The sequence below is a fragment of the Alcanivorax sp. 24 genome (genome assembly GCF_004360225.1).
Lineage (GTDB): Bacteria > Pseudomonadota > Gammaproteobacteria > Pseudomonadales > Alcanivoracaceae > Alloalcanivorax > Alloalcanivorax xiamenensis.
Window position 1 is genome coordinate 82,204 of the sequence record NZ_SNUA01000012.1, and the last position, 23,374, is coordinate 105,577.

The window sequence follows — 23,374 nt, forward strand, 5'->3', positions numbered from 1 at the left end:
CTTGTTGTTATTTACCCGGCCTTCGTTACCCGGTTCATGCACTCCGACGGCCAGGACTAACGGGGACTCACCGCCGAATCCCGCGCCGCTACCGAAGGCGCTTTCAGATAGGCGGAAAAATCGATATCGCTGGCGGACAGGATCGCCTGCACCCGATTGGTGGCGCCGAGCTTGCGCAGTATCGCCGAAACGTGGGCCTTGACAGTACTCTCGGCGATATTGAGCTTATAGGCGATGACCTTGTTGGACTCGCCTTGAGCCATGCGTTCGAAAACCTGCAGTTGTTTGCGAGTCAGTGTCTCCAGCAATGCCGGCAGGAACGAGGGATCGTAACGCCCCATCGCCGCCCCGGCGCCCTCAGCTCGGATAATGTGGGAAGGCAGATACACCGAACCATCAAGAATCTGACGCAGCGCCTGAATCATCTGTTTACGGGGCGAGGATTTGGTGATGAAACCCACCGCGCCATAGGTGATGCACTGCAAAATAACGCTTTTTTCTTCTTCCGCCGAGACGATCACCGCCGGTACCGTGGGAAACTCGTTACGCAGCCGTACCAGGCCGCTGAGCCCCTGCATACCCGGCATATGGATATCCAGCAACACCAGGTCCAGGTCGTCGTTTTCGGCCACCAGGCGCAGCGTGGAATCCAGGTCCGATGCTTCCAGCAACGTGGTGCCGGGGAAACCATCGTCAATGACACGGGCGATAGCTTCACGAAACAGCGGATGATCGTCGGCAACCAGAACCTGATACATGGGGTTCCGCTCCTGCCTCAATCGGTCCAAGGTCGGTGTCTCCCGCCATCGGCCGGAGACACTTATACCAAGGAGCATAGCACAGGGTTTTGACGGTCCCCGCCATCAAATGAGGGAATTAGCCGAAAGTACTATAAAGACGGGACTTAGGGATAGGACGCCGGACGCCGGACGCCGGACGCCGGACGCCGGACGCCGGACGCCGGACGCCGGACGCCGGTAATGCAAAACCAGACCCAACGCCCTGGCAAGCACTAAAACGCTTTTTTTTATTTCCGCAATGTTCGAAGAGGAGGTGTTCTAAAGCGTCCGGCGTCCAGCCTCTTACCTAAAGCGTCCGGCGTCCGGTCACCTCGCCTAGTAATCCACCACCACGCCCTTGGGATCCTCGGAACCGCCACGCAGGCGGAAAGTGCCTTCGCCAAACGCCAGCAACCGGTCGTTGGCATCCAACACCTCCATGGACGAGTTGAAGATACGGTTACCGCCGGCCCGCTTCACGCCGATGGCACGCACCAGACCCGGGCCGGCTTGACCGGTGAAGGTGGTGGTCAGCGACAGGGTCAACGCCTTGCGCACCCGCCCCGGATAGGGGCAATAGGTGCCGGAGCAGGCTCCAGACACATCCAGCAGCGTGGCCAGCACACCGCCGTGAATCACGTTACCCAGGTTGAGATGCTTATCTTCCACGTTGAGTCCGAGCACCACCCGGTCCTCTTCCCATTCCAGAAAGTGGAAACCAATGGTCCCCAGAAACCCGTGTTTGAATTTCTCCGCGGCCTGGTTCAGGGCCGGCACCACGTCCGGCGTCATACTACTGCTCACTCACTGCTCTCCCGGACCGGACGCGGAGTCGGCTCACCGATCGTCACACGTCCCGGCCCTGCAACATTTCCTTGACTTGTCCCACCAGCTCCTTGAGCCGGGGGCCGAGATTTTCCACCAGAATCCGCCGGCTCAAACGCAGCGAGGAGCCGCCGCAGTTGAAGGGGATCACGGTGGAATCGTTGTCCAGCACCAGGGGAACCCCCACGGCGCTGATATCGCGGTTCCATTCCCCATCGGAGGTGCAGAAACCGTATTCTTCATATTCGCGATAAGCCTTCCGCAAGCCTTTCTCCCACTCCGGCCAGCCTTCCGGATCGTGCTCGCGGATCAGGCGGTGATGGGTGTCGCGATCCTCTTCGGAGAGACCGGCCAGATAGGCCCGGCCCACCGCCGACCCCGCCATCGGCACCCGTGACCCCACGGTCAATCGCAGCACCAGCGGCCCACTGCCCTGGCACACCTGGATGTAGCTCATCCACGGACCATTGGGGGCGGCGATCGCCACCATGCAATCGGTGGCATCGGCCAGATCCTGCATGAATGGACGGGCGATATCGCGGACGCCCTCCCCGGCCAGATAACGGTAACCGAGATCCAGCACGCCGGGGCCAAGGCGGTATTTTTCCAATCGCTCCACATAACGCAGGTAGCCCAATTGCGTCAGAGTAGCGGTCATTCGCGATACCGTGGGGCGGGGAATATTGGTGCGTTTGGCCAATTCCGCGTTACCCAGGTAATCGTCGGAAGGGCCGAAACAACGCAGGATCTCCAGTCCCCGCGCCAGGGCGGTGACGAAGTTCCGGTCTTTCTCCGCCGACTGGGCCTCTTTACCCATAGGGGCTCGTCGCATTGTGTTCTTTCCTCGGTCAGGCTTCGGGATTATGGCGAGCGGGTTTATCCCGCTCTTTCTTTATGAATGAATCTTATAGTTGTCGATAAAAGCGCCAAATATACCAGACTGACCCGGTATTCGCGTCAATCAGACTTTCATACCAGGCAGGTTCAACGAGGCGGTATTGCCACCGTCCACCGCCAACGCCTGACCGGTGACGTAACTGGCGTCGTCGCTGGCCAGGAAGGCCATGGCCGCGGCGATTTCCGCAGGGCGCCCATAGCGACGCAGTTCGCAACGGCTGCCCAGCTTTTCCTCTTTGTTGTTTTCGCGGGCGTAATCGAATACCGGCTTGGTCATGCCGGTCTCGATCAATCCCGGGCAGACCGCGTTGACGCGAATGTTATAGCCGCCCAGATCACAGGCGGTGGTTTTGGTCAGGCTGATCACGCCGGCCTTGGAAGCACTGTAGGCGTTACCACCAGCTCCGGAACGAATGCCCGCCACCGAGGCGGTATTGACGATGGCACCGCCTCCCTGCTCTTTCATATAAGGCGCCACCGCGCGGATGAAGAACATGGGACCGAGCAGATTCACGGACAGGATGGTGTTCCAGTTGTCGGTATTGTTCTCGGTCACTGGAGAGTGGTCGTTACCGGCGGTACCGGCGTTGTTGATCAGAACCTGGATGCCGCCGTGGGAAGCGGCGATGTCATCCACCAGCGCCTTCACCGCCTGCTCGTCGGCCACATTCACTTCACGCAGCGTGGCCTCGGTTCCGGCGGGCAGCGCGGCCCGGGTTTCCTTGAGCCCCGCCAGGTTACGGTCCACCAGTACCAGGCGCGCGCCTTCCTCGGCAAAGCGCAGGGCGGCGGCACGGCCAATGCCACTGGCGGCACCGGTGATCAGGACAGTCTTCTGATCGAAGCGGTTCATGCATTCTCCTCATTTGTTATTGGGAACCCACTGAAAACCACGACATATCGCCGTTGCCACGACCGGGCCGGCGGAACGGTTCGGATTGGGAGCGTCCGGGAAAGAGCGCAGCCGGGCAAAAACGGCCACCGGTTCGTTCAGGGGGTTCCTTGGATTGTCGTTTTCCAGGAAGATGACATGAGCGGGCCGGCCGGTCAACATTTTGGAATAGTGTTTCATTAATTTGTTTTGACCCTCTGGCCGCCCCGGGGGCATTGTATTGTCCCTGTCCTCTCACGAAGAACGGTCCACCAAATAACAAGGAGCACTCTCATGGAAAACCTGGCTCGGTTTTATATCAACGGCGCCTGGGTAAAACCCGGCGACGACGCCCGCGAATATCCCGTCATCAACCCCGCTACCGAAGCCTCCGAGGGCACTCTGTATCTGGCCGGCAACAGTGACACCGACCGTGCCATACAGGCCGCGCGCGACGCCTTCGATGACTTCGCCGCCACACCGGTGGAAGAGCGTCTGGCGCTGCTGGAAAAAATCCTGGCCGCCTACAAGCGCCGTCTGGACGACATGGCCGACGCCATCAGCCGGGAAATGGGCGCGCCCCGCCACGGTCTGGCCGCTAAAGTGCAGGCCCCCACCGGTCTCGGTCACCTGGCCACCGCTCTGGAAGTGGCACGCAATTTCGAATTCGAAACCAACACCGGCAAAACCCTGATCCGCCATGAACCCGCCGGTGTGGTGTCCATGATCACGCCCTGGAACTGGCCCATGAATCAGGTCACCTGCAAGGTCGGCCCGGCCATCGCCGCCGGCTGCACCATGATTCTCAAACCCAGCGAGTTCGCGCCACTGTCGGCCTGCGTGTTCGCCGAAATCATGGACGAAGCAGGAGTGCCCGCCGGCGTCTTCAACATGATCTACGGTGACGGCGCCGAGATCGGCCCGATGCTCTCCTCCGACCCCCGTGTGGACATGGTGTCCCTTACCGGCTCCACCCGTGCCGGAGCCTCGGTGAGCCGGGAGGCCGCCGACTCCTTCAAGAAGGTGTCGCTGGAACTGGGCGGCAAGTCCGCCAATATCCTGACCCCGGACTGCGACCTGGAGAAGGCCGTGACCCATGGCGTCATGTCGATGATGACCAATACCGGGCAGAGCTGTAACGCCCCATCCCGTATGCTGGTGCCGGCGGACAAGCTGGCCCAGGCCGAGGAAATCGCCGCCAAGGTCTGTGCGTCCATAAAGGTGGGACCGTCCGCCGAAAAGGAGACGCAGATGGGACCGATCGCCAACGCCCGCCAATTCGAGCGCGTGCAGACGCTGATCCAGCGCGGCATCGATGAAGGCGCCAAGCTGGTGTGCGGTGGTCCGGGCAAACCGGAAGGTCTGGAGAAAGGCTACTTCGCCCGTCCCACCGTGTTCAGCGAGGTGAACAATCAGATGACCATCGCCCGTGAAGAAATCTTCGGGCCGGTGCTGACCATGCTGCCGTACAACACCCTCGACGAGGCGGTGGCCATCGCCAACGATTCCGACTACGGGCTGTCCGGCTATGTCTACGCCGCGGATAAGGACGAGGCCGCCGCCATCGCCCGCCGCCTGCGTACCGGCATGGTGCATCTGAACGGCGCCCAGTTGGATCTCAATGCGCCATTTGGCGGCTACAAACATTCCGGCGTCGGCCGTGAGTGGGGCAGCCATGGTCTGGAGGAGTTCACCGAGGTGAAATCGATCATGCTGTGATAGTCGGGGCGGTTCGTGAGCGGAGCGCCAAAATTCGCTGGCACGCTATGTTCAATGCCGGACAGCGGGCCTTGGAAAGATCCATTCAGAGGTCTCGACAAGGCCGCTGTGGGAAGCTTTAGCAGCGATTTACGTGTCAGCGTGGTGGTGTACGCGGGCTGCCCTCAAACCGTGGGACAGCCATGCTTCAGGGGGCGCCATCCCTCTTTCACGCCCCTCTCTCACATCTCTTTTTCACATCTCTTTTTCACAATAATGAGTAACGGAGGCGTCCCATGACCGTCTCTCTGTCCGATATCACCAGAGCGGTGGAATCCTCTTACGACGGTATCTGGATCACCGATGCCATCGGCACCACGCTGTTCATCAATGAAGCGATTTGCCGCATCACCCACCTCAAGCGGGAAAATGTGATCGGTCTGAACATGCGAACCCTGGTCGAGCGGGGAATGTTCGACGTCAGCGCCACTCTGCTGGCACTGGAGAAGCAGGACGTCGTCACCATCCTTCAACACGTCAGCACCGGAGTGGAGACCATCGTCACCGCGACACCGGTATTCAATACCGACGGCACTATCGACAAAGTCATTTCCAACGTGCGCGACATTACCGAACTGAGCGCGCTGAAAGAAAAGCTGGAACGGGCCGAGGCCCGCAACCTGGCCTATCAGAACGAAATCGCCCACCTGAAATCCCGGCTCGACGAAGACGGCAAACTAATCGCCGAAGATCAGAGCATGCAATCGGTGATGCACCAGGCCGAACGCATCTCGGCCTTTGAAACGCCCGTGTTACTGCATGGCGAACCCGGTTCCGGCCGGCATCGTCTGGCCCGCTGGATCCATGATCACAGTGAGCGGCGGCACCAACCGTTCATCAAACTCGGCTGCGGCGCTTTGCCCGAGGAGCGGATGGAGCGGGAACTGTTCGGCAGCGAGGAGACCGGCGATACCCAGGGCTCCCCGCGAGTACGGCCGGGACTACTGGAGCTGGCCCGGGGCGGGACGCTTTATCTTGAGGATATCGCGGCCCTGCCCGTGGCGATCCAGATGAAGCTGGCCAGCGCTTTCGCCTGCGGAGTCCATTATCGCCACGGCGGCGACAAACCGGTTGAGTTGGATGTGAGGGTGCTGTCCTCCAGCATCGACGATCTTGAACAGCAACGCCGTGATGGCCGTATTCGCGACGATTTGTACTACCACGTCAACGTGTACCGTATCGATATTCCGCCGCTACGCCGGCGCCGCAAGGACATCCCACTGCTGGCCCGTCAGTTCCTCGACCAGTTGTCGAAACGCTACGGCAGAAAAATCGGCATCTCCACCGCGCTATTGGCGAAACTTCGCGATGCACCCTGGAGTGGCAATATCCGCGAACTGCGCAACACCATGGAACGCCTTTATGTGAACAGCGAAGGCCACACCATTGTTGGCGGCCTGTCATCGGCGGAAGGGGCCGTCAGCGCCCGGGGGAGGCCCGAAGCCACGTCGCTGAAACAGATCCTGGAAGACACTGAGCGGCGCGTCCTGCAGCAAGCCTACTCGCGATACGAAACCACCTACGGGGTGGCCAATGCGCTCGGCATCAGCCAGACCTCCGCGGTGAGAAAAGCGCGCAAGTACGCCATCAAAGTGCGCCAGCCAGGACGCCCCGGGCTGGCCTGACGTCAATCATCAAACTCGAAGCCGAGCGGTTGGGGACGGGCATTGGTAAACCCCGTCACCGGCTGCTTGCCACCGTCATCGATGACCAGTCGCGCCACGTCCGGGCGGGCGTAGTGCCCGACGCAGTCGATCATGTGCTTGGCTTTGCGAATATCCCCCAGGTCCAGATCCGCGTAGACAATGCCTTCCCGGTCGGTCATGGGCGTGCCGACCGGCTCGCCGAACGGGTTGTACACCGCCGCGATACCGCCGCCGGCGGCAAAGCTCTCCTTCAACTCCGGGCACAGCTGGTGGTAGAAGCGCACTTCCTCCTCGCCAATGCAGGAGGACGACGCCACCACGAAAGTCTGCCCCTCGAAAGCGATAAATCGGCATACGGTATCAATGGTGCGGGTCCGGTCACGGGGCTGACTTTTGAAGTTGGAACCGGGCCAGTTCGCCACATGGATCTGCAGCCCCTGGCTATAGAGTGCGTAACGGGACAACGCCATGGAATTCTCATAGCAGATCAGACCGCCCAGCCGTCCTATTTCGGTCTCCAGTACCATCAGATCGCTGCCATCCCCCCTGCCCCACAAGGTGCGCTCCTCACCGGTGGGCACCAGCTTGCGGCGCAAGCCGATCAGATCACCACGGTTATCGATGAACGCCTGGCTGTTGTACAAAGTGTCGCCGCCGATTTCGTTGAGGCCGATGACCACGTGAACGTTACGGCGGCGTGCCTGGTAACAGATGGACTTGAACGCATCGCCATGTACATCCACCGACTCCCCCGCCAGGCGTTCGTACAGTTCCAGGCGCTTGACGTTATCCACCGCCATCCAGATCCACCAGGGATACATGGGCAGAAAGGTTTCCGGAAACACCACCAGCGACGCCCCTTTGTCCGCCGCTTCGTTAATGATGCCACGGCATTTTTTCGCCGTGGCTTCCAGATCGAAGATCACCGGGGACGCAATCACCGTGGCTATCTTGTGTTTCATCGTCGACCTCGCTCGTCTTTGTTGTTGAATCATTCGAGCTTAGCGGCCGGTGTGCGATGGCTTCATTATCGGAATCGAACTGCTTTTGGTTTGATTTCAGGGGCACGGAAAGAGATTCAAGACGGGGTCATGCCAGAATGAGGGGCACGATCAAAAAGAGTCGTTTTCGGCTCAATAAGTTCGTTCTGACTTATTGGGTTCGCCTGCGGGGCTGGCTCCTACAGGGACTCCTTGGAGACCTCCGCAGGAGCGGCGAATAGCCCTTATTTATTAAGGAAATTCAGCGCCAGACCGGGCCTTTCCCACGGCACCGCCACCAGCCTTCCGGAACTGGACAAGGTGATGTAAGCGATGCGCAGATCCTCACCACCGAAGCAGATGTTGGTGGTGATGGCATCGTCGGTGGGGAAATGACGAATGCTGGAGCCGTCGGGAGCGAAAATGGTGATACCCGGGTTGAAGATGGTGGCCACACAGACATTGCCGTCCCCATCCACCGCCAGGGAGTCAAAGAAGTTCAGCCCCTCGGGGGAACCGACGAAGCGGCCGGGGAAAGGTCCGGGCGCCCGTTTGATCTCTCCTTCTCCGGCGATCTCGAAAGCCCAAAGGCGGCCGGGGATCGTGTCCGCCACGAACACGGTTTTTTCATCCGGTGACAGGCCCACCCCATTGGGACTGACGATGGGAAACACCACTTCCTTGACCATGGAACCGTCGGCCTTGGCGTAGTACAAACCACCCCGGTCCTGAGTGCGGCCACGCCCCTTGCCCAGATCGGTGAACCAGAAGCCGCCGGCTTTATCGAAAACAATATCGTTGGGTCCCTTGAGCGGTTCACCGTCCACCTCGGTGTACAGCACTTCCACCTTACCGGTGTTCAGGTCAATGCGCTCGATACGGCCACCGCTGTAATCCTTGGGCATGTCGCCGGGAAACAGCAGGCCGTTCTTTTCGTGGAAACGCATGCCGCCATTGTTGCACACGTAACAAGCGCCGTCGGGGCCGATGGCGGCACCATTGGGGCCACCGCCGGGCTCGGCCACCACTTCCTTACGGCCATCGGGTAATACCCGGGTCAGGCGTCCGGCGGCGATTTCCACCAGAATCACACTGCCATCGGGCATGGCGATGGGGCCTTCGGGAAACTTCAGGCCCTCGGCAATCACGGTCATCTCGGACATACGGCTCGTCCTTTGTTATGGAATCGACAGGAGCCTCAGGGGTTCTCGTTGAACATGGCGATCCGGCCGCCGTCCACCACCAGATCATGGCTGTTGATGAAAGAACCTTCATCACTGGCCAGGAACACCGCCGCGTAGGCGATATCGTCGGCGAAGCCGGAGCGCGGCATCGGCGTGGCCTTGGCCAGGTTGGACTGCAACTTGGCCATTTTCTTGTCGTTCTCTTCGTCACTGAGATTCTGAGCACGCTGGGAGCCGCCCCAGAAGATCGGCGTGGCCACCGCCCCCGGGGAAATGGCGTTGACGCGGATACCATAAGGGCCGAGGTCCGCGCCAGCCAAACGGGTCATGTGCGCCACCGCCGCCTTGGCGGAGGAATACAGGTAGCCACCTTGATTGCGGCGTAACCCGGCGATCGAGGCGTTGTTGATGATGGCCCCGCCACCACTGTCCTTCATCACCCGGGCGGCATGCTTGATGCCGAACGCCGGAGCGCCGACCAGCAATCGCATAATGCGGGCGAACTCTTCTTCATCGAAGGATTCATACGTGGTGCGGTCACCGGCACCGGCGTTGTTGAACAGCGCGTCCAGACGGCCGAACCGATCCACGGTGAAATCCACCAGGGCGGCAATATCCTCTTCCTTCATGACGTCGGTGCGTTTGAACACCGCGCGCTCACCCAGTTCCTTGGCCAGTTCCTGGCCCTTCTCCTCGGAGCGGCCGGCCAGTACCACGGTGGCGCCCTGCTCGATGAAGCGACGCGCGGTGGCTTCACCAATGCCACTGGTGGCGCCGGTAATGATGGTGATTTTGTCCGCCAAACGATTGCTCATGATTGTTCTCCTGTTATTTCGCTTGCACGCTTGCACGCTTGCACGCCGGCAAAAGCGTATGCATCCAGGTTACGGCGTCAAGATTCCAGCCTGTAATCAAGGTCGGCGAACGACTACCGCCTTTAGCGTGCCAGCGTGTAAGCGTGTCGCGTGCAAGCAGTTTCTAATCAAAACGCCGAAACGCCGCCGTCCACCGCCAACGCCTGACCATTCATAAACGTATTGGCCGGCGACAACAGCATCATCATCACCGCCACGATTTCCTCGGGGCGGCCCAACCGTTTCATCGGTGTACCGGAAGCCATCATCGCCAGTGTCTTCCCGGCATCCTCACCGGCGGCGATACCCTCATTGCCCTCCAGCATCGGAGTCAGCGTGTAATAGGGGCAAACCGCGTTGACGCGAATATTGCGCCGGCCGTAATCCACCGCCGCGGTGCGGGTGACACCAATCACCGCGTGTTTGGCGGCGGCGTAGGGCGCCAGCTTGGGCGCGCCGCCGATACCGGCCATGGAGGCGGTGTTGACCACCGCCCCACCGCCGGCTTCGATCAACGCCGGCAACTGGTATTTCATGCCGAAGATCACGCCTTTGACATTGACGTTGATCTGCCGGTCCAACAGCGCTTCATCGATATCGTGCATGGCGACGAAATCATGAGCGATGCCGGCGTTATTCACCGCCATGTCCAGCCGTCCGAACTCCGTCACGGCGGTGTCCACCATGGCCTTGCAGTCCGCTTCCCGGGATACATCGCAACGCAATGCACGCACCGGAATATCCTGCCCGGCCAGTTCCTCCGCCACCTGTTGCAAGGCAGCTTCATTGATATCCCCGATCACCAGGGAAGCGCCACGGCGCCCCAGTTCCTCGGCCAACATCTTGCCGAAGCCGCTGGCGGCGCCGGTGATCAGTCCCACCTTGCCGGTGAAGTCCAGCATCGGATCCATGCATTCTCTCCTTGGTTAATCACCTGCCTCTATGGCTCACCCGTTCGCATTAAATGGTGAAGCCGCCATCCACCACCACGCATTCGCCAGTGACGTAGCTGGACGCGTCGGACACCAGGTAGAGTACCGTGCCGGCCATTTCACGCGGCTCGGCGTGACGATGCATGGGGATCTGAGCAATGGCGCTGTTGTAGATCTCTTCCTGCTCGAACAACGCCCCGGCGAACTTGGTTTTGGTCAGACCGGGCAACAAAGCGTTCACCCGCACATTGAATTGAGCGCATTCCTGAGCGAAGGATTTGGTCATGCTGATCACCGCCGCCTTGGAGATGGAATAGATGCCCTGCATGTTGCCCGGTGACAGGCCATTGATGGAGGCGGTGTTGACGATGGCGCCGCCGCCATGGTCACGCATCAGTTTGGCGCCTTCCACGGACATATAGAAATAGCCGCGCAGGTTCACGTCCACGGTCTTGTCGAACGCGGTGACCGGAGTATCGAGGATGTGGCCGAAGTACGGATTGGCGGCGGCATTGTTGACCAGGATGTCCAGCTTGCCGTGCTTTTCCTTGATGAAGGCGAAGATGGCCTCGATTTGCGACATCTCACCGATATGACAGGCGAAGGCCTCGGCACTGCCGCCGGCGGCGTTGATCACGTCCGCTACCGCCTGGCAGCCGTCGATCTTGCGGCTGGAGACGATCACGTGAGCGCCCTGCTCCGCCAACAGCTTGGCGATTTCCTCACCGATGCCACGGCTGGCGCCGGTGACCAGGGCGATTTTTCCGGTCAGATCAAACAGGTTGGTGCTCATTCATGCTCTCCTTGAAAATTCTTGGAAGGACCTTTGGAAAGGTCTCTGGAATCCCGCCGGGCGGCAAAGCCGCCCTTTCGCTGGCAGGCCAGCTCCCACAGCGGCTTCGAAACCCGCATCAGCGAGGTGCTGTCTCAAGCGCCCTCGCGGACCACCTGCATGGCCATTTGCGAAAGTGGCTCCACCACCTGGGCGGCCCACCCAGCGGTTTTGCTGGAAGCGTTACCGTCAAGAGCGCGCTTGGCCACGCCCTGGGCAATCGCCGCCAGCCGGAAGAAGCTGAACGCCAGATAGAATTCCCAATGGTCTATGCCGTCAATACCGCGCCGTTGGCAGTACGCCGCCACATACTCTTTTTCCGAGGGGATACCCAGGGCCGCCCGGTCCTTGCCCTGCAGCCCGGACAGGTTTCCACTCTTCGGCGGCATGCGCAGCTGCATGCACTGATAGGCGAGATCGGCCAGCGGGTGCCCCAGAGTGGACAGTTCCCAATCGAGCACCGCGATAACGCGGCTTTCCTTGGGAGCCCACATCATGTTGTCCAGACGATAGTCGCCGTGCACCAGCGAAACCTGGCCGTCATCGGCGGGCTGATTCGCTTCCAGCCAGGTCATCAGTTCTTCCATGGCTTCGATGCGGTGGGTTTCCGAGGCGCGGTACTGTTTGCCCCAACGGCCCAACTGACGTTCAAAGTAACTGCCGGGCTTGCCGTAGTCGGCCAGCCCCACCGCCGCCGGGTCCACGCTGTGCAGCGCCGCCAGCACACGATTCATTTCGTCATACATGGCGGTGCGCTCGGCATTGTCCACTTCGGGAATGGCCGCGTCCCAGAAGATCCGGCCTTCACAGAACTCCATCAAGTAGAACATGGAGCCGATCACGTCGCGGTCCTCGCACAGATGGAATACCTTCGGCACCGGCACTTCGGTGTCCTTCAGCGCGGCCATCACCCGGTACTCCCGGTCCACCGCATGGGCGGACTTGAGCAGTTTCCCCGGCGGTTGCCGGCGCAGTACGTATTCGCCGGAACCGGCCTTGATTCGAAACGTGGGATTGGACTGACCGCCAGCGAATTTTTCCGCGGTGACCGGGCCTTTGAACCCGTCCACATGCTGTTGCAAATAGTCCGCCAGACGTTGGGTATCCAGGGTATCCACCTGGGACATGCGATTCCTCCTTATGCCGATACGCAAAAGCCGGCAACGTCGCTAAGCGACGCCGCCGGCGTTTGTTTCAACGTAACTCAGTGATAACCGGTTGTCCGGTTTCAGCCGAGTTGTTTGGCCAGGTTACGACCCAACTGCATCATGTGCACCTGATCCGGGCCGTCGGCCAGACGCAGAGTACGGGCGTAGGCGAAGAAGCCGGCCAGCGGGGTGTCCTGGCTCAGACCCACGGCACCGTGAATCTGCATGGCACGGTCGATCACCCGCAACGCCATGTTCGGAGCGATGATTTTGATCATGGCGATCAGTTCCTTCGCTTCCTTGTTGCCATAGCGGTCCATGGCGTCCGCCGCTTTCAGAGTCAGCAGACGGGCCTGCTCGATCTCGCAGGCGCTCTTGGCGATGTCCTCGCGCACGGAGCCATGCTTGATCATCGGCTGACCGAATACCACTCGCTCGTTGGCGCGCTTGCACATCAGTTCCAGCGCGCGCTGGGAAGCGCCGATCAAACGCATGCAGTGGTGAATCCGGCCCGGGCCGAGACGCCCCTGGGCGATTTCGAAGCCACGCCCTTCACCCAGGATGATGTTTGCCTTCGGCACGCGCACGTTCTCGAAGATCACTTCGGCGTGGCCTTCCGGCGCATCAGCGGAACCGAGCACGTACATCGGACGTTTAACGGTAACACCCGGAGTATTGGTGGGCACCAGGATCTGTGACTGCTGCTGGTGACGGTTAGGGTTGTCCGGATCGGTCTTGCCCATCACGATCATGATTTCGCAAGACTTGCGCATGGCGCCACTGATATAGAACTTGCGGCCATTGATGACATAATCGTCACCATCGCGGGTGATCGAGGTTTCAATGTTGGTGGCGTCGGAAGAAGCCACTTCCGGCTCGGTCATGGCGAAGGCGGAACGGATCTTGCCTTCCAGCAATGGCTTGAGCCACTGTTCTTGCTGCTGGGCGTTACCGTACTTGGCCAGCACTTCCATGTTTCCGGTGTCCGGGGCGGCGCAGTTGAACGCCTCGGAAGCAATGTGGTGGCGGCCCATCAGTTCGGCCAGCGGTGCGTATTCCAGGTTGGTCAGGCCGGCGGTGAAATCTCCGTGCTCACGCGGCAGAAACAGATTCCACAGCCCTTTCGCCTTGGCTTTCTCTTTCAACTGGTCCAACACCGGCGGCGTTTCCCACGGGCTTTTCGCCAGTTGCTCTTCATAGGTCGGTTCCGCCGGGATTACTTCACTGTCGATGAAGTCGCGCACCTGGGCGATCAGTTCCTTAACCTTGTCGGAATACTCGAAGTTCATTTCTCTCTCCCCGGGGGTTACTGCCCCGTGCCACTGATTTCAGGTATAGGTAACGGCGTCCTGCCGGTCTTCGCGGTCCAGGTGGGGAACCTGATTGAACGCGGACAGGCGAAACGCCTTCTGGTTGAAGAAGCCTTCCGTGACGCTGGTGTTACGTATCTGCAGATTCAGCTCCACCACGGTTTCGTCGGCGGTTTTGAGCAAGTGGTGCATCCACATGGCAATGGCGCCACCGGAGCTGACCACCAGTACCCGGTCGTGATCGCTGTAACGACCCTGCAGGTGGGCCATGGCGGCGGCCACGCGATCGGAGAACTGACGCCAGGTCTCCGGCAAATTGCCGCTCAGACGCTGTTCCCGCCATTCCACCATGGCCCGCTTGAGCAGGCGGTAAAAGGCGGATACCGGCGCACCGGGCTCCGGCATCTGCTCCGGATAGGCACTCAGATAGGCGTCCACCAGGGCATGAAACTGGAATTCATTGAGGCCAGGCTGCCGGTCGGTGGGCAGGTCCTGCCCCAGCCCTTCGCAGATGCCGGCGCCGGTTTCCACATGGCGCACCAGATCGCCGGTGATCAGGGCATCGAACCCGGTGCCCCGCTCGCGAAAATACTCACCCAGCCAGCGGGACTGTTGGTGTCCCAGATCAGAGAGCTTGTCGTAATTGGCCGCGCCAAAGGACGCCTGACCATGCCGGATGAGGTAGAAACGGGCCATGTAACGACTCTGCCTGTGAGCAAATGATGGTTACAGCCTAGAACAGGGGGTAAAGTTAGTGAAATTGATATTTTGAATGTCAGCGGATTAGTTTGGTGCATGACAAGATGCTTGCACGCAACACGCAACACGCAACACGCAACACGCAACACGCAACACGCAACACGCAACACGCAACAAATAGCGTTGCCAGGCCTCACTACCTGTCAACCCCGCTGAGATCAACATCAGCGCGACCGACAGGTCGTCCCCTCATTTGCGTGCCAGCGTGCCGGCGTGTTGCGTGCTAGCGCTCTTTTCTGTTGCAAAACGAAACCGAATTCCGATATTTTCCCAAGCCCTGCCCCCTACAAATGATGCCAACCGGGAGACCGAAATGAGTTCACTGGAGCTGAAAAGCGGCCACATCCGCATTACCGAGCACGACGCCCTGATGCAAGTCACCCTGGATCGCGCCGACAAGTTGAACGCGCTCACCGCCGAGATGTACCGGGACCTGGCCCGCGCCGTGGACCATTTCCGTGATCGTGATGATCTCAATGCCCTGCTGATCGACGGCGATGGCCGTTCGTTCTGTGCCGGCAACGACATCGGTGATTTCCTCAACGCCGATCCGGAAGCCCGCAAGAACGGCAAGATCAGTCCCGCCATGGAGGTGGTGCACCGCCTGATTGAGCTGGACAAGCCCGTGCTCGCCGCCGTCCAAGGCAACTGCACCGGTATCGGCACTACCTTGCTGCTGCATTGCGACCTGGTGATGGCCGCCGACAGCGCCCGCTTCTACACCGCCTTCATTAATCTCGGCCTGGTGCCGGAAGCCGGTTCCAGCCTGATTCTTCCCGGCTTGCTGGGCCGCCAGAACGCCAACCGTCTGCTGATCGCCGGTGACACCCTGACCGCCGAGGAAGCCGAGCGCATGGGCCTGATCGCTTACCGGGTGAGTGATGAAGAACTGCGCGAGCGCGCTCTGGAACTGGGCAAGAAAGTAGCGGCCAAGCCGCCGCAGGCCATGCAGTACACCAAGCAGCTGACCCGCCACGGGGCTGACGCCATCCGTGAGCAGATCAAGAAAGAAACCGTTTTGTTCGGTGAGCGCCTGTTCAGCGACGAGACCCGGGCGATTTTCGACCGGTTCCTGAACAAGTAACGCCGGCACCCTCCCATTCGCGGCCAAGGCCGCTTCCCACAGCGACTCCGTAGTGCCCTCTGTGGGAAGCGGCCTTGGCCGCGAAGTCAGCGGGCTACCCCTTACCCGGCACCACGACGCCGGCCAGGGCCACCCGCACTACCTCCTCGACGACCTCATCACGCGCCCCCGGTCCGCTTTCCCGGCGCGGCTGGTACCAATTGATCACCGAGTTGAGCGCTCCGAACAAGGGCTTGATGGCAATACGCGGCTGTTCCGCCCGCAATTTGCCCTCGACGATGCCCTGCTCCAATACCGTCAGGAACATTTGTTCATAGCGGCGACGGCGGTTTTGCAACCGGGTCAGTTGCGCCCGCTGGGCACGAGTGGTGCTGATGCGTAAATGCATTTGCACGCCCTCGGCAACGGCGCGCTGATAATGCTGGGTCTGAATCAGGGAATGAACGTGGGCGGCACTCATGGTCCGCAGTTTGCTCACCGCGTCCCCCGTGCCCTCGGACAAGGGCTCCACGGCCTTGAACAAGGCGTCCATGCCGATCTGGTGAATCTCGAAGAACAGATCCGCCTTGGAGGAAAAGTAGTGATACACCATGCCTTTGGTGGCGCCCAGGCGACTGGCGATGTCGTCAATGCTGGTGGCGTTGAAGCCACGATCCATGAAGCAGCGCGCGGCGGCATCCAGGATGGTATCGCGGGGGCTCGCGGTGAGGTCGATGTCCGTCATGGTTCTGGTTATTCCCTGTTGGGGCGTTGGAAAGGCCTCATTCTGCCACAGCCGGTGAGGACCGACATATTATTGGCGAAAACGGACATTATGACCTATTCGTTCCAAGTTTTGCATTGGCCTAAGGTCTACGCTCATCTGGCGTTGAGGCCTTTAAATACGCTCTCCCGCCTCCATCGGGCGGCATGTCGCTTTTCACCAATGACACAACTGCCTTTGCCAATGGCGTTTTTCACACTGGACGCTCCACAACCCGCCTCACATACTTTCGGCCGTGTCCATAAATGAAAAACTATTTCAAAACAGGAGGTGGACGGTGTCGGACCTTGAACAGTTCCGCGCGGAAACCCGGGAGTGGTTGCAAGCCAACTGTCCCGAAGAGATGCGCCAACCCGTACGCGGCCCCGAGGACCACTGCTGGGGCGGTCGCAAATGGCAATTCCAATCCGACGCCCAGCGCGTCTGGATGGAGCGGATGGCCGAAAAAGGCTGGACCGCGCCACAATGGCCGCAAGAATATGGCGGCGGTGGTCTGACCCCGGAACAGGCGGCGATCCTCGACGAAGAAATGAAGCGCATCAACGCACGTTCCCCGGTGAGCAACTTCGGTTTCTGGATGCTCGGCCCGGCTCTGCTGAAGTTCGGCAGCGACGAACTCAAGCGCAAGCACCTCCCGCCGATCTGCCGCGGCGAGATCCGCTGGTGCCAGGGTTATTCCGAACCGAATGCCGGTTCCGACCTGGCCAGCCTGCAAACCCGCGCCGAAGACCAAGGCGACCACTTCCTCGTCAACGGCCAGAAAATCTGGACCTCCTACGCGGACAAAGCGGACTGGATTTTCTGCCTGGTGCGCACCGACCCCAACGCCACCAAGCACAACGGCATTTCCTTCGTGCTGTTCGATATGGAAACCCCGGGCGTGACCACTCGTCCGATCGAGTTGATCTCCGGCGAATCACCGTTCTGTGAAACCTTCTTTGACGACGTCAAAGTGGAAAAAGACGCCGTGGTCGGTGAACTGAACCGTGGCTGGGACGTGGCCAAGTATCTGCTCACCCACGAGCGCAACAACATCGGCGGCGAGCCGCCGGGCTACCTGAAAGGGCGCGCCCTGGGGCCGCTGGCCGCCGAGCACGTGGGCACCGAGAACGGCAAGCTGGCGGACAGCGCCCTGCGCGCCGACATCGCCCGCCTGGAAACCGATCACATGGCGTTCCGCGCTCTGGTCGCCAAGGTGCGCGCGGAAGCGGAAGCCGGCGAAGGAGTCGGCGCTCTGTCCGCGGTACTCAAGTACTACGGCACCGAACTCAACAAACGCCGCTATGAGTTGATGATGGACGCCATGGGCGCCGAAGGTCTGGAATGGGAAAGCGAGCGCACTCAGGGCGGCATGTTCGCCAGTGAGTGGCTGCGCTCCAAGGGTAACTCCATTGAAGGTGGTACCTCCGAGGTGATGCTGGGCATCGTTTCCAAACGGGTACTGGGTCTGCCGGACGCTTAAGGAGCCCCTTTTCTGGGAGTAAAGACTATGAGACTGAACGACGAACAACAGATGCTCCAGGACTCCGTGGCCCGGCTGATGGCCGACAAGGGCCCGGTGTCCCGCCTGCGCGAGCTGCGTGACAGCCGCGACGAGAAAGGCTATGACCAGCCCCTGTGGCAAGCCATGGTGGAAGCTGGCCTGACCGGCATTCTGGTGCCCGAGGAACATGGCGGCATCGCCTTTGGCCTGGTCGGCGCCGGCCTGGTGGCCCAGGAAATCGGCCGCAATCTCTCGGTGACTCCGTTCCTGTCCACCGCGGTATTGGGCGCCACCGCGCTGAGCACCGGCGCCACCGCCGAGCAGCAAAGCCAATGGCTACCGGCCATCGCCGAAGGCACCGCGCTGGTGGCCCTGGCCGTGGACGAAGGCGCCAAGCATCGTCCCGACAACCTGAGCACCCGTTATGAAGGCGGCAAGATCAGCGGCGACAAACTGCTGGTCCTGGACGGCCACGTGGCCGACCTGTTGCTGGTCGCCGCCACCGATGGCCAGGATATCGCCCTTTACCTGGTAGACCCGAAAGCGTCCGGCGTCACCATCGAGCGGACCATCATGGCCGACAGCCGTAACGCCGCCCGCATCCACTTCGATAACGTTGACGCCGAACCCATGGCCGACGGCGCCGCCGCTCTGCGGGCCGCTCTGCGCGCCGGCCGCGCGGTACTGGCCGCGGAACTGGCGGGCCTGTCCCGGGAGGTGTTCGAACGCACCCTGGGCTACCTGAAGGAACGCAAGCAGTTCGGCCGTCTGATCGGTACTTTCCAGGCATTGCAGCATCGTGCCGCGCAGTTGATGATCGATGTCACCATGACCGAAGCGCTGGCGCTTCAGGCCCTGGATGCCTGCGACAACAACGCCGACAACGCCGATGCCCAGGTGTTCGCCGCCAAGGGCAAAGCCGCCCGCACCGCCCTGCTGGCCGGCCAGGAAGGCGTGCAGATGCACGGTGGTATCGGTATGACCGACGAGTTCGATATCGGCTTCTTCCTGAAGCGGGCCCGCGCCGGTGGCGAAACCCTCGGTGACGCCAACTTCTGCGCTGACCGCTTCGCCACGCTTGGCGGTTATTGAGCCCGGATGGGAGCGGGTACGCCCGCTCCTCCAGTGACGATCAGGAGATAATAATATGTTCAACAACAAACTCAGCGTCGAACAACTGCGGGCCAAGGTGGGCGAGGATCTGGGTACCTCCCGCTGGTTCCCGGTATCCCAGGAACGCATTGATCAATTCGCCGACCTCACCGAGGATCCGCAGTGGATCCACATCGACCCGGAACGGGCGGCCAAGGAAACACCTTTCGGCGGCACCATCGCCCACGGTTTCCTCAGCCTGTCCCTGCTGTCCGCCATGGCCATGGACGTGGTACCCGGCGTGCAAGGCACGGTGATGGGTATCAACTACGGGTTCGACAAGATCCGTTTTCTCAACCCGGTACGCTCCGGCTCCCAGGTGCGCGGCCACTTCAAACTGGCCCAGGTGGAACCCCGGGGCGACAACCAGTTGTTGATCCGCTATGCCATCTCCGTGGAGATCGAAGGCGTGGACAAGCCCGCCATCGCCTGCGAATGGCTGAGCCTGGTGGTGTTGGGGTAAACGATCGGACGCTGAACGAATCGCAGTCGATGTCCCATAATTCGCTTACACGCAACACGCTGGCACGCCTGCATGCCAATTCGCTGGCAAGCCAGCTTCCCACGGAAGGGGTTACAACGCTGCTGTGGGAAGCTGCCTTGGCAGCGAATACTGTGCCCATTCATGTCTGCAAGACTACGAGGTTTTGCGTGTTGCGTGTAGGCGTGCCAGCGAATTATGAACACCATGAATCACGATCTCCCTGGTGCACCGACAATATTCAGGAGAACATTGATGAGCATTAATTTCGAAGGCCGGGTGGCGATCGTCACCGGTGCCGCCAACGGCCTGGGCCGTTCCCACGCGCTGGAACTGGCCCGGCTGGGCGCCAAGGTGGTGGTCAATGATTTCGGCGGCGCCCGCGACGGCACCGGTGGCTCCAGCGAAGCCGCGGAAAAAGTGGTGGCGGAAATCGTCGAAGCCGGCGGCGAAGCCATCGCCAACGGTGCCGACGTGTCCAATCAGGAACAGGTGCAGGCCATGGTCCAGCAGACCCTGGACCAGTGGGGCCGCATCGACATCCTGGTCAACAACGCTGGTATCCTGCGCGACAAAAGCTTCGCGAAAATGGAAATGAGCGACTGGGACAAAGTGATCGCCGTGCATCTCACCGGCTCCGCCATCTGCACCCGCGCGGTCTGGCCGGTAATGCGTGAGCAAGGCTACGGCCGGGTGATCATGACCACCTCCACCTCCGGTCTGTATGGCAACTTCGGCCAGACCAACTACGGCGCCGCCAAGATGGGCGTGGCCGGAATGATGAACACCCTCTGTCTGGAAGGTGAGAAGTACGACATCAAGATCAACTGCGTGGCGCCCACCGCCGCCACCCGCATGACCGAGGATCTGATGCCCAAGGAAGTGCTGGCCCTGCTGGAACCCGGCGAGATCACTCCCGCGGTATTGTTCCTGGCCAGCGACCAGGCGCCCAACCGTCGCATCCTGCTGGCCGGCGCCGGCTGTTACGCCACCGTGCGTCTGATGGAGAGCGAAGGTATCTATCTGCGGGAAGGTGAGCGCACGCCGGACGCCATCGCCGCCCATTTCGAGGAACTCGCGGACATGAGCAACGCCCGTGAAATGCACAACGGCGGCGAACATGTCTCCAAGATCCTGACCAAAGCCGCCCAGGCCAAAGGCATTAAACTGGGCTAACCTGAACCCCCTTTTTATTTGAGCAACGAGGCCCATCATGAGAGAAGCTGTCATTGTTTCCACCGCCCGCACCCCCATCGGCAAAGCCTACCGGGGTGCCTTCAACGATACCCAGGGTCAGGCTCTGGGTGCCCACGCCATCAAGCACGCCGTGGAGCGCGCCAAGATCGATCCGGAAACCATCCAGGACGTGATCATGGGCGCCGCCCTGCAGCAAGGCAGCACCGGCGGTAACGTGGCTCGCCAGGCCGCTCTGCGCGCTGGCCTGCCGACCTCCGTTTCCGCCATGACCATGGACCGTCAGTGTTCCTCCGGCCTGATGTCCATCGCCACCGCCGCCAAGCAGATCATGGTGGATAACATGGACGTGGCCGTGGCTGGTGGCCTGGAATCCATCTCCCTGGTGCAGAACGACAAGCAGAACCGCTACCGCGCCGCGGATCCATGGTTGAAGGAACACCGCCCGGACATCTACATGTCCATGCTGGAAACCGCTGAGATCGTCGCCGACCGCTACAACGTTTCCCGGGAAGCTCAGGACGAATACGCCTATCAGTCCCAGATGCGTACCGCCGCCGCCCAGGAAGCCGGCAAGTTCGACGATGAAATCGTGCCCATGACCACCATCATGAAGGTCATGAACAAGGAGACCAAAGAGGTTTCCGATCAGGAAGTGACCCTGTCCAAGGACGAGGGCAACCGTCCGCAAACCAAACTGGAAGACCTGCAGAAACTGCAGCCGGTGTTCAAGGATGGCCAGCAGGTGAGCGAAGGCCGCTTCATCACCGCCGGTAACGCCTCCCAACTGTCCGACGGCGCCAGCGCCAGCGTGCTGATGGAAGCCAAGGAAGCCGAGCGTCTGGGTCTGGCCCCGCTGGGTGCCTACCGTGGCATGGCCGTGGCCGGCTGCGATCCGAACGAAATGGGCATTGGTCCGGTGTTCGCCGTTCCCAAGCTGCTGCAACGCTTCGGTCTGAAAATCGATGACATCGGCCTGTGGGAACTGAACGAAGCGTTCGCCAGCCAGTGTCTGTACTGCCGTGACGAGCTGGGCATCGACCCGGAAAAATACAACGTCAACGGCGGCGCCATCTCCATCGGCCACCCCTACGGCATGTCCGGCGCCCGCATGGTCGGCCACGCGCTGATCGAAGGTAAGCGTCGCGGCGCCAAGTACGTGGTGGTGAGCATGTGCATCGGCGGCGGCATGGGTGGCGCCGGTCTGTTCGAGGTATTCTGATCCCATCCCCTCGATAACTCTCCGGCGGCCCTCCCCGGCCGCCGGATTCCCGGTTTTACCGCACCAGCCTGGACGGCCTCCCAACCGGCCGTCCGCGTTGGCCGTGCCCCTACCCTCTCTGGGTACCCTTCCCCGGGCACGACCACATCATGAGGGCCGCTGGTGCGGTTTTTTTCGCCACCATTACTTTCTCCAGATAGAATCTCCCACGGAGTAGCGTGGGAAGCGGTCTTGGCCGCGAATGCCCCCGGACCGTTGCCCATTCGCTTGCAAGCACGCTCCCACAGCGGCTTCGTAGCCCATTGCCGTGGGAAGCGGCCTTGGCCGCGAATGCCCCCGAACCGTTGCCCATTCGCTTGCAAGCGCGCTCCCACAGCGGCTTCGTCGCCCATTGCCGTGGGAAGCGGCCTTGGCCGCGAATGCCCCCGGACCGTTGCCCATTCGCTTGCAAGCACGCTCCCACAGCGGCTTCGTAGCCCATTGCCGTGGGAAGCGGCCTTGGCCGCGAATACCCCCGGACCGTTGCTCACTCGCTTGCAAGCACGCTCCCACAGCGGCTTCGTCGCCCATTGCCGTGGGAAGCGGCCTTGGCCGCGAATGCCCCCGGACCGTTGCCCATTCGCTTGCAAGCACGCTCCCACAGAAGCTTCGTAGCCTGTTGCCGTGGGAAGCGGCCTTGGCCGCGAATACCCCTGGACCGTTGCCCATTCGCTTGCAAGCACGCTCCCACAGCGGCTTCGTAGCCCATTGCCGTGGGAAGCGGCCTTGGCCGCGAATACCCCCGGACCGTTGCCCATTCGCTTGCAAGCACGCTCCCACAGCGGCTTCGTAGCCTGTTGCCGTGGGAAGCGGTCTTGGCCGCGAATGCCCCCGGACCGTTGCCCATTCGCTTGCAAGCACGCTCCCACAGCGGCTTCGTCGCCCATTGCCGTGGGAAGCGGCCTTGGCCGCGAATACCCCCGGACCGTTGCCCATTCGCTTGCAAGCGCGCTCCCACAGCGGCTTCGTAGCCCATTGCCGTGGGAAGCGGCCTTGGCCGCGAATGCCCCCGGACCGTTGCCCATTCGCTTGCAAGCACGCTCCCACAGCGGCTTCGTAGCCCATTGCCGTGGGAAGCGGCCTTGGCCGCGAATGCCCCCGAACCGTTGCCCATTCGCTTGCAAGCGCGCTCCCACAGCGGCTTCGTCGCCCATTGCCGTGGGAAGCGGCCTTGGCCGCGA

General features: G+C 61.1%; 21 protein-coding genes. 8 read left to right on the forward strand and 13 right to left on the reverse strand.

Features of this window, described 5'->3' with window-relative positions; translation table 11 throughout:
* Positions 1-56 precede the first annotated feature (56 nt).
* From E0L37_RS15690 to E0L37_RS15705, 4 genes are all read right to left on the reverse strand, one after another.
* Complete coding sequence (locus tag E0L37_RS15690) at positions 57-758, reverse strand: response regulator transcription factor (protein ID WP_133492654.1); 702 nt, start codon at positions 756-758, stop codon at positions 57-59.
* Between the two features lie 357 nt (positions 759-1,115).
* Positions 1,116-1,583 carry a PaaI family thioesterase gene (locus tag E0L37_RS15695; protein WP_236564047.1) on the reverse strand — a complete coding sequence of 156 codons (468 nt, stop codon included), beginning with the start codon at positions 1,581-1,583 and terminating at the stop codon, positions 1,116-1,118.
* A gap of 43 nt (positions 1,584-1,626) precedes the next feature.
* On the reverse strand, positions 1,627-2,436 hold the full coding sequence (locus E0L37_RS15700; protein WP_236564046.1) for an IclR family transcriptional regulator: 810 nt from the start codon (positions 2,434-2,436) through the stop codon (positions 1,627-1,629).
* 129 nt (positions 2,437-2,565) lie between these two features.
* Positions 2,566-3,354, reverse strand: coding sequence for an SDR family NAD(P)-dependent oxidoreductase (locus E0L37_RS15705; protein ID WP_133492655.1), 789 nt, complete (start codon positions 3,352-3,354; stop codon positions 2,566-2,568).
* A gap of 312 nt (positions 3,355-3,666) precedes the next feature.
* Here E0L37_RS15705 and E0L37_RS15710 point away from each other — a divergent pair, with 312 nt between their 5' ends.
* On the forward strand, positions 3,667-5,091 hold the full coding sequence (locus tag E0L37_RS15710; RefSeq protein ID WP_133492656.1) for an aldehyde dehydrogenase family protein: 1,425 nt from the start codon (positions 3,667-3,669) through the stop codon (positions 5,089-5,091).
* A gap of 275 nt (positions 5,092-5,366) precedes the next feature.
* A complete protein-coding gene (locus E0L37_RS15715) occupies positions 5,367-6,755 on the forward strand; it encodes a sigma 54-interacting transcriptional regulator (protein WP_133492657.1) in 1,389 nt (462 codons plus the stop codon).
* A 2-nt stretch (positions 6,756-6,757) separates the two neighbouring features.
* On the opposite strand, the gene E0L37_RS15720 is transcribed toward E0L37_RS15715, so the two are convergent.
* The 8 genes from E0L37_RS15720 to E0L37_RS15755 form a co-directional block, all read right to left on the reverse strand.
* Complete coding sequence (locus E0L37_RS15720) at positions 6,758-7,738, reverse strand: carbon-nitrogen hydrolase family protein (RefSeq protein WP_133492658.1); 981 nt, start codon at positions 7,736-7,738, stop codon at positions 6,758-6,760.
* 263 nt (positions 7,739-8,001) lie between these two features.
* Complete coding sequence (locus tag E0L37_RS15725; protein ID WP_133492659.1) at positions 8,002-8,919, reverse strand: SMP-30/gluconolactonase/LRE family protein; 918 nt, start codon at positions 8,917-8,919, stop codon at positions 8,002-8,004.
* 35 nt (positions 8,920-8,954) lie between these two features.
* On the reverse strand, positions 8,955-9,755 hold the full coding sequence (locus E0L37_RS15730) for an SDR family NAD(P)-dependent oxidoreductase (RefSeq protein WP_133492660.1): 801 nt from the start codon (positions 9,753-9,755) through the stop codon (positions 8,955-8,957).
* Positions 9,756-9,922: 167 nt separating this feature from the next.
* The gene (locus E0L37_RS15735; RefSeq protein WP_133492661.1) at positions 9,923-10,705 is read right to left on the reverse strand and encodes an SDR family NAD(P)-dependent oxidoreductase; all 783 of its coding nucleotides are present in this window, start codon (positions 10,703-10,705) and stop codon (positions 9,923-9,925) included.
* Positions 10,706-10,754: 49 nt separating this feature from the next.
* Entirely contained in the window at positions 10,755-11,519 is a 765-nt protein-coding gene (locus E0L37_RS15740) for an SDR family oxidoreductase (protein WP_133492662.1), read from the reverse strand.
* Between the two features lie 134 nt (positions 11,520-11,653).
* Positions 11,654-12,685, reverse strand: a complete 1,032-nt coding sequence (locus E0L37_RS15745) for a phosphotransferase family protein (protein WP_133492663.1) — start codon at positions 12,683-12,685, stop codon at positions 11,654-11,656.
* A 101-nt stretch (positions 12,686-12,786) separates the two neighbouring features.
* Positions 12,787-13,995: an acyl-CoA dehydrogenase family protein gene (locus E0L37_RS15750; protein ID WP_133492664.1), complete on the reverse strand. Its 1,209-nt coding sequence runs from the start codon at positions 13,993-13,995 to the stop codon at positions 12,787-12,789.
* 39 nt (positions 13,996-14,034) lie between these two features.
* A complete protein-coding gene (locus E0L37_RS15755) occupies positions 14,035-14,712 on the reverse strand; it encodes a histidine phosphatase family protein (protein WP_133492665.1) in 678 nt (225 codons plus the stop codon).
* A gap of 376 nt (positions 14,713-15,088) precedes the next feature.
* Between E0L37_RS15755 and E0L37_RS15765 the strand changes: the two genes are divergently transcribed.
* Positions 15,089-15,859: an enoyl-CoA hydratase/isomerase family protein gene (locus E0L37_RS15765; RefSeq protein WP_133492666.1), complete on the forward strand. Its 771-nt coding sequence runs from the start codon at positions 15,089-15,091 to the stop codon at positions 15,857-15,859.
* A gap of 94 nt (positions 15,860-15,953) precedes the next feature.
* Here the strand turns inward: E0L37_RS15765 and E0L37_RS15770 are convergent, their stop codons facing one another.
* Positions 15,954-16,583: a TetR/AcrR family transcriptional regulator gene (locus E0L37_RS15770; RefSeq protein ID WP_133492667.1), complete on the reverse strand. Its 630-nt coding sequence runs from the start codon at positions 16,581-16,583 to the stop codon at positions 15,954-15,956.
* A gap of 316 nt (positions 16,584-16,899) precedes the next feature.
* Here E0L37_RS15770 and E0L37_RS15775 point away from each other — a divergent pair, with 316 nt between their 5' ends.
* From E0L37_RS15775 to E0L37_RS15795, 5 genes are all read left to right on the forward strand, one after another.
* Positions 16,900-18,084, forward strand: coding sequence for an acyl-CoA dehydrogenase family protein (locus tag E0L37_RS15775; RefSeq protein WP_133492668.1), 1,185 nt, complete (start codon positions 16,900-16,902; stop codon positions 18,082-18,084).
* A 27-nt stretch (positions 18,085-18,111) separates the two neighbouring features.
* Entirely contained in the window at positions 18,112-19,197 is a 1,086-nt protein-coding gene (locus E0L37_RS15780) for an acyl-CoA dehydrogenase family protein (RefSeq protein ID WP_133492669.1), read from the forward strand.
* Between the two features lie 55 nt (positions 19,198-19,252).
* Positions 19,253-19,720, forward strand: coding sequence for a MaoC family dehydratase (locus E0L37_RS15785; RefSeq protein ID WP_022994025.1), 468 nt, complete (start codon positions 19,253-19,255; stop codon positions 19,718-19,720).
* A 273-nt stretch (positions 19,721-19,993) separates the two neighbouring features.
* Complete coding sequence (locus tag E0L37_RS15790; RefSeq protein ID WP_133492670.1) at positions 19,994-20,914, forward strand: SDR family oxidoreductase; 921 nt, start codon at positions 19,994-19,996, stop codon at positions 20,912-20,914.
* Between the two features lie 37 nt (positions 20,915-20,951).
* Positions 20,952-22,154 (forward strand): acetyl-CoA C-acyltransferase, encoded by a 1,203-nt coding sequence (locus E0L37_RS15795; RefSeq protein ID WP_133492671.1) that lies wholly within the window; start codon positions 20,952-20,954, stop codon positions 22,152-22,154.
* Positions 22,155-23,374 lie beyond the last annotated feature (1,220 nt).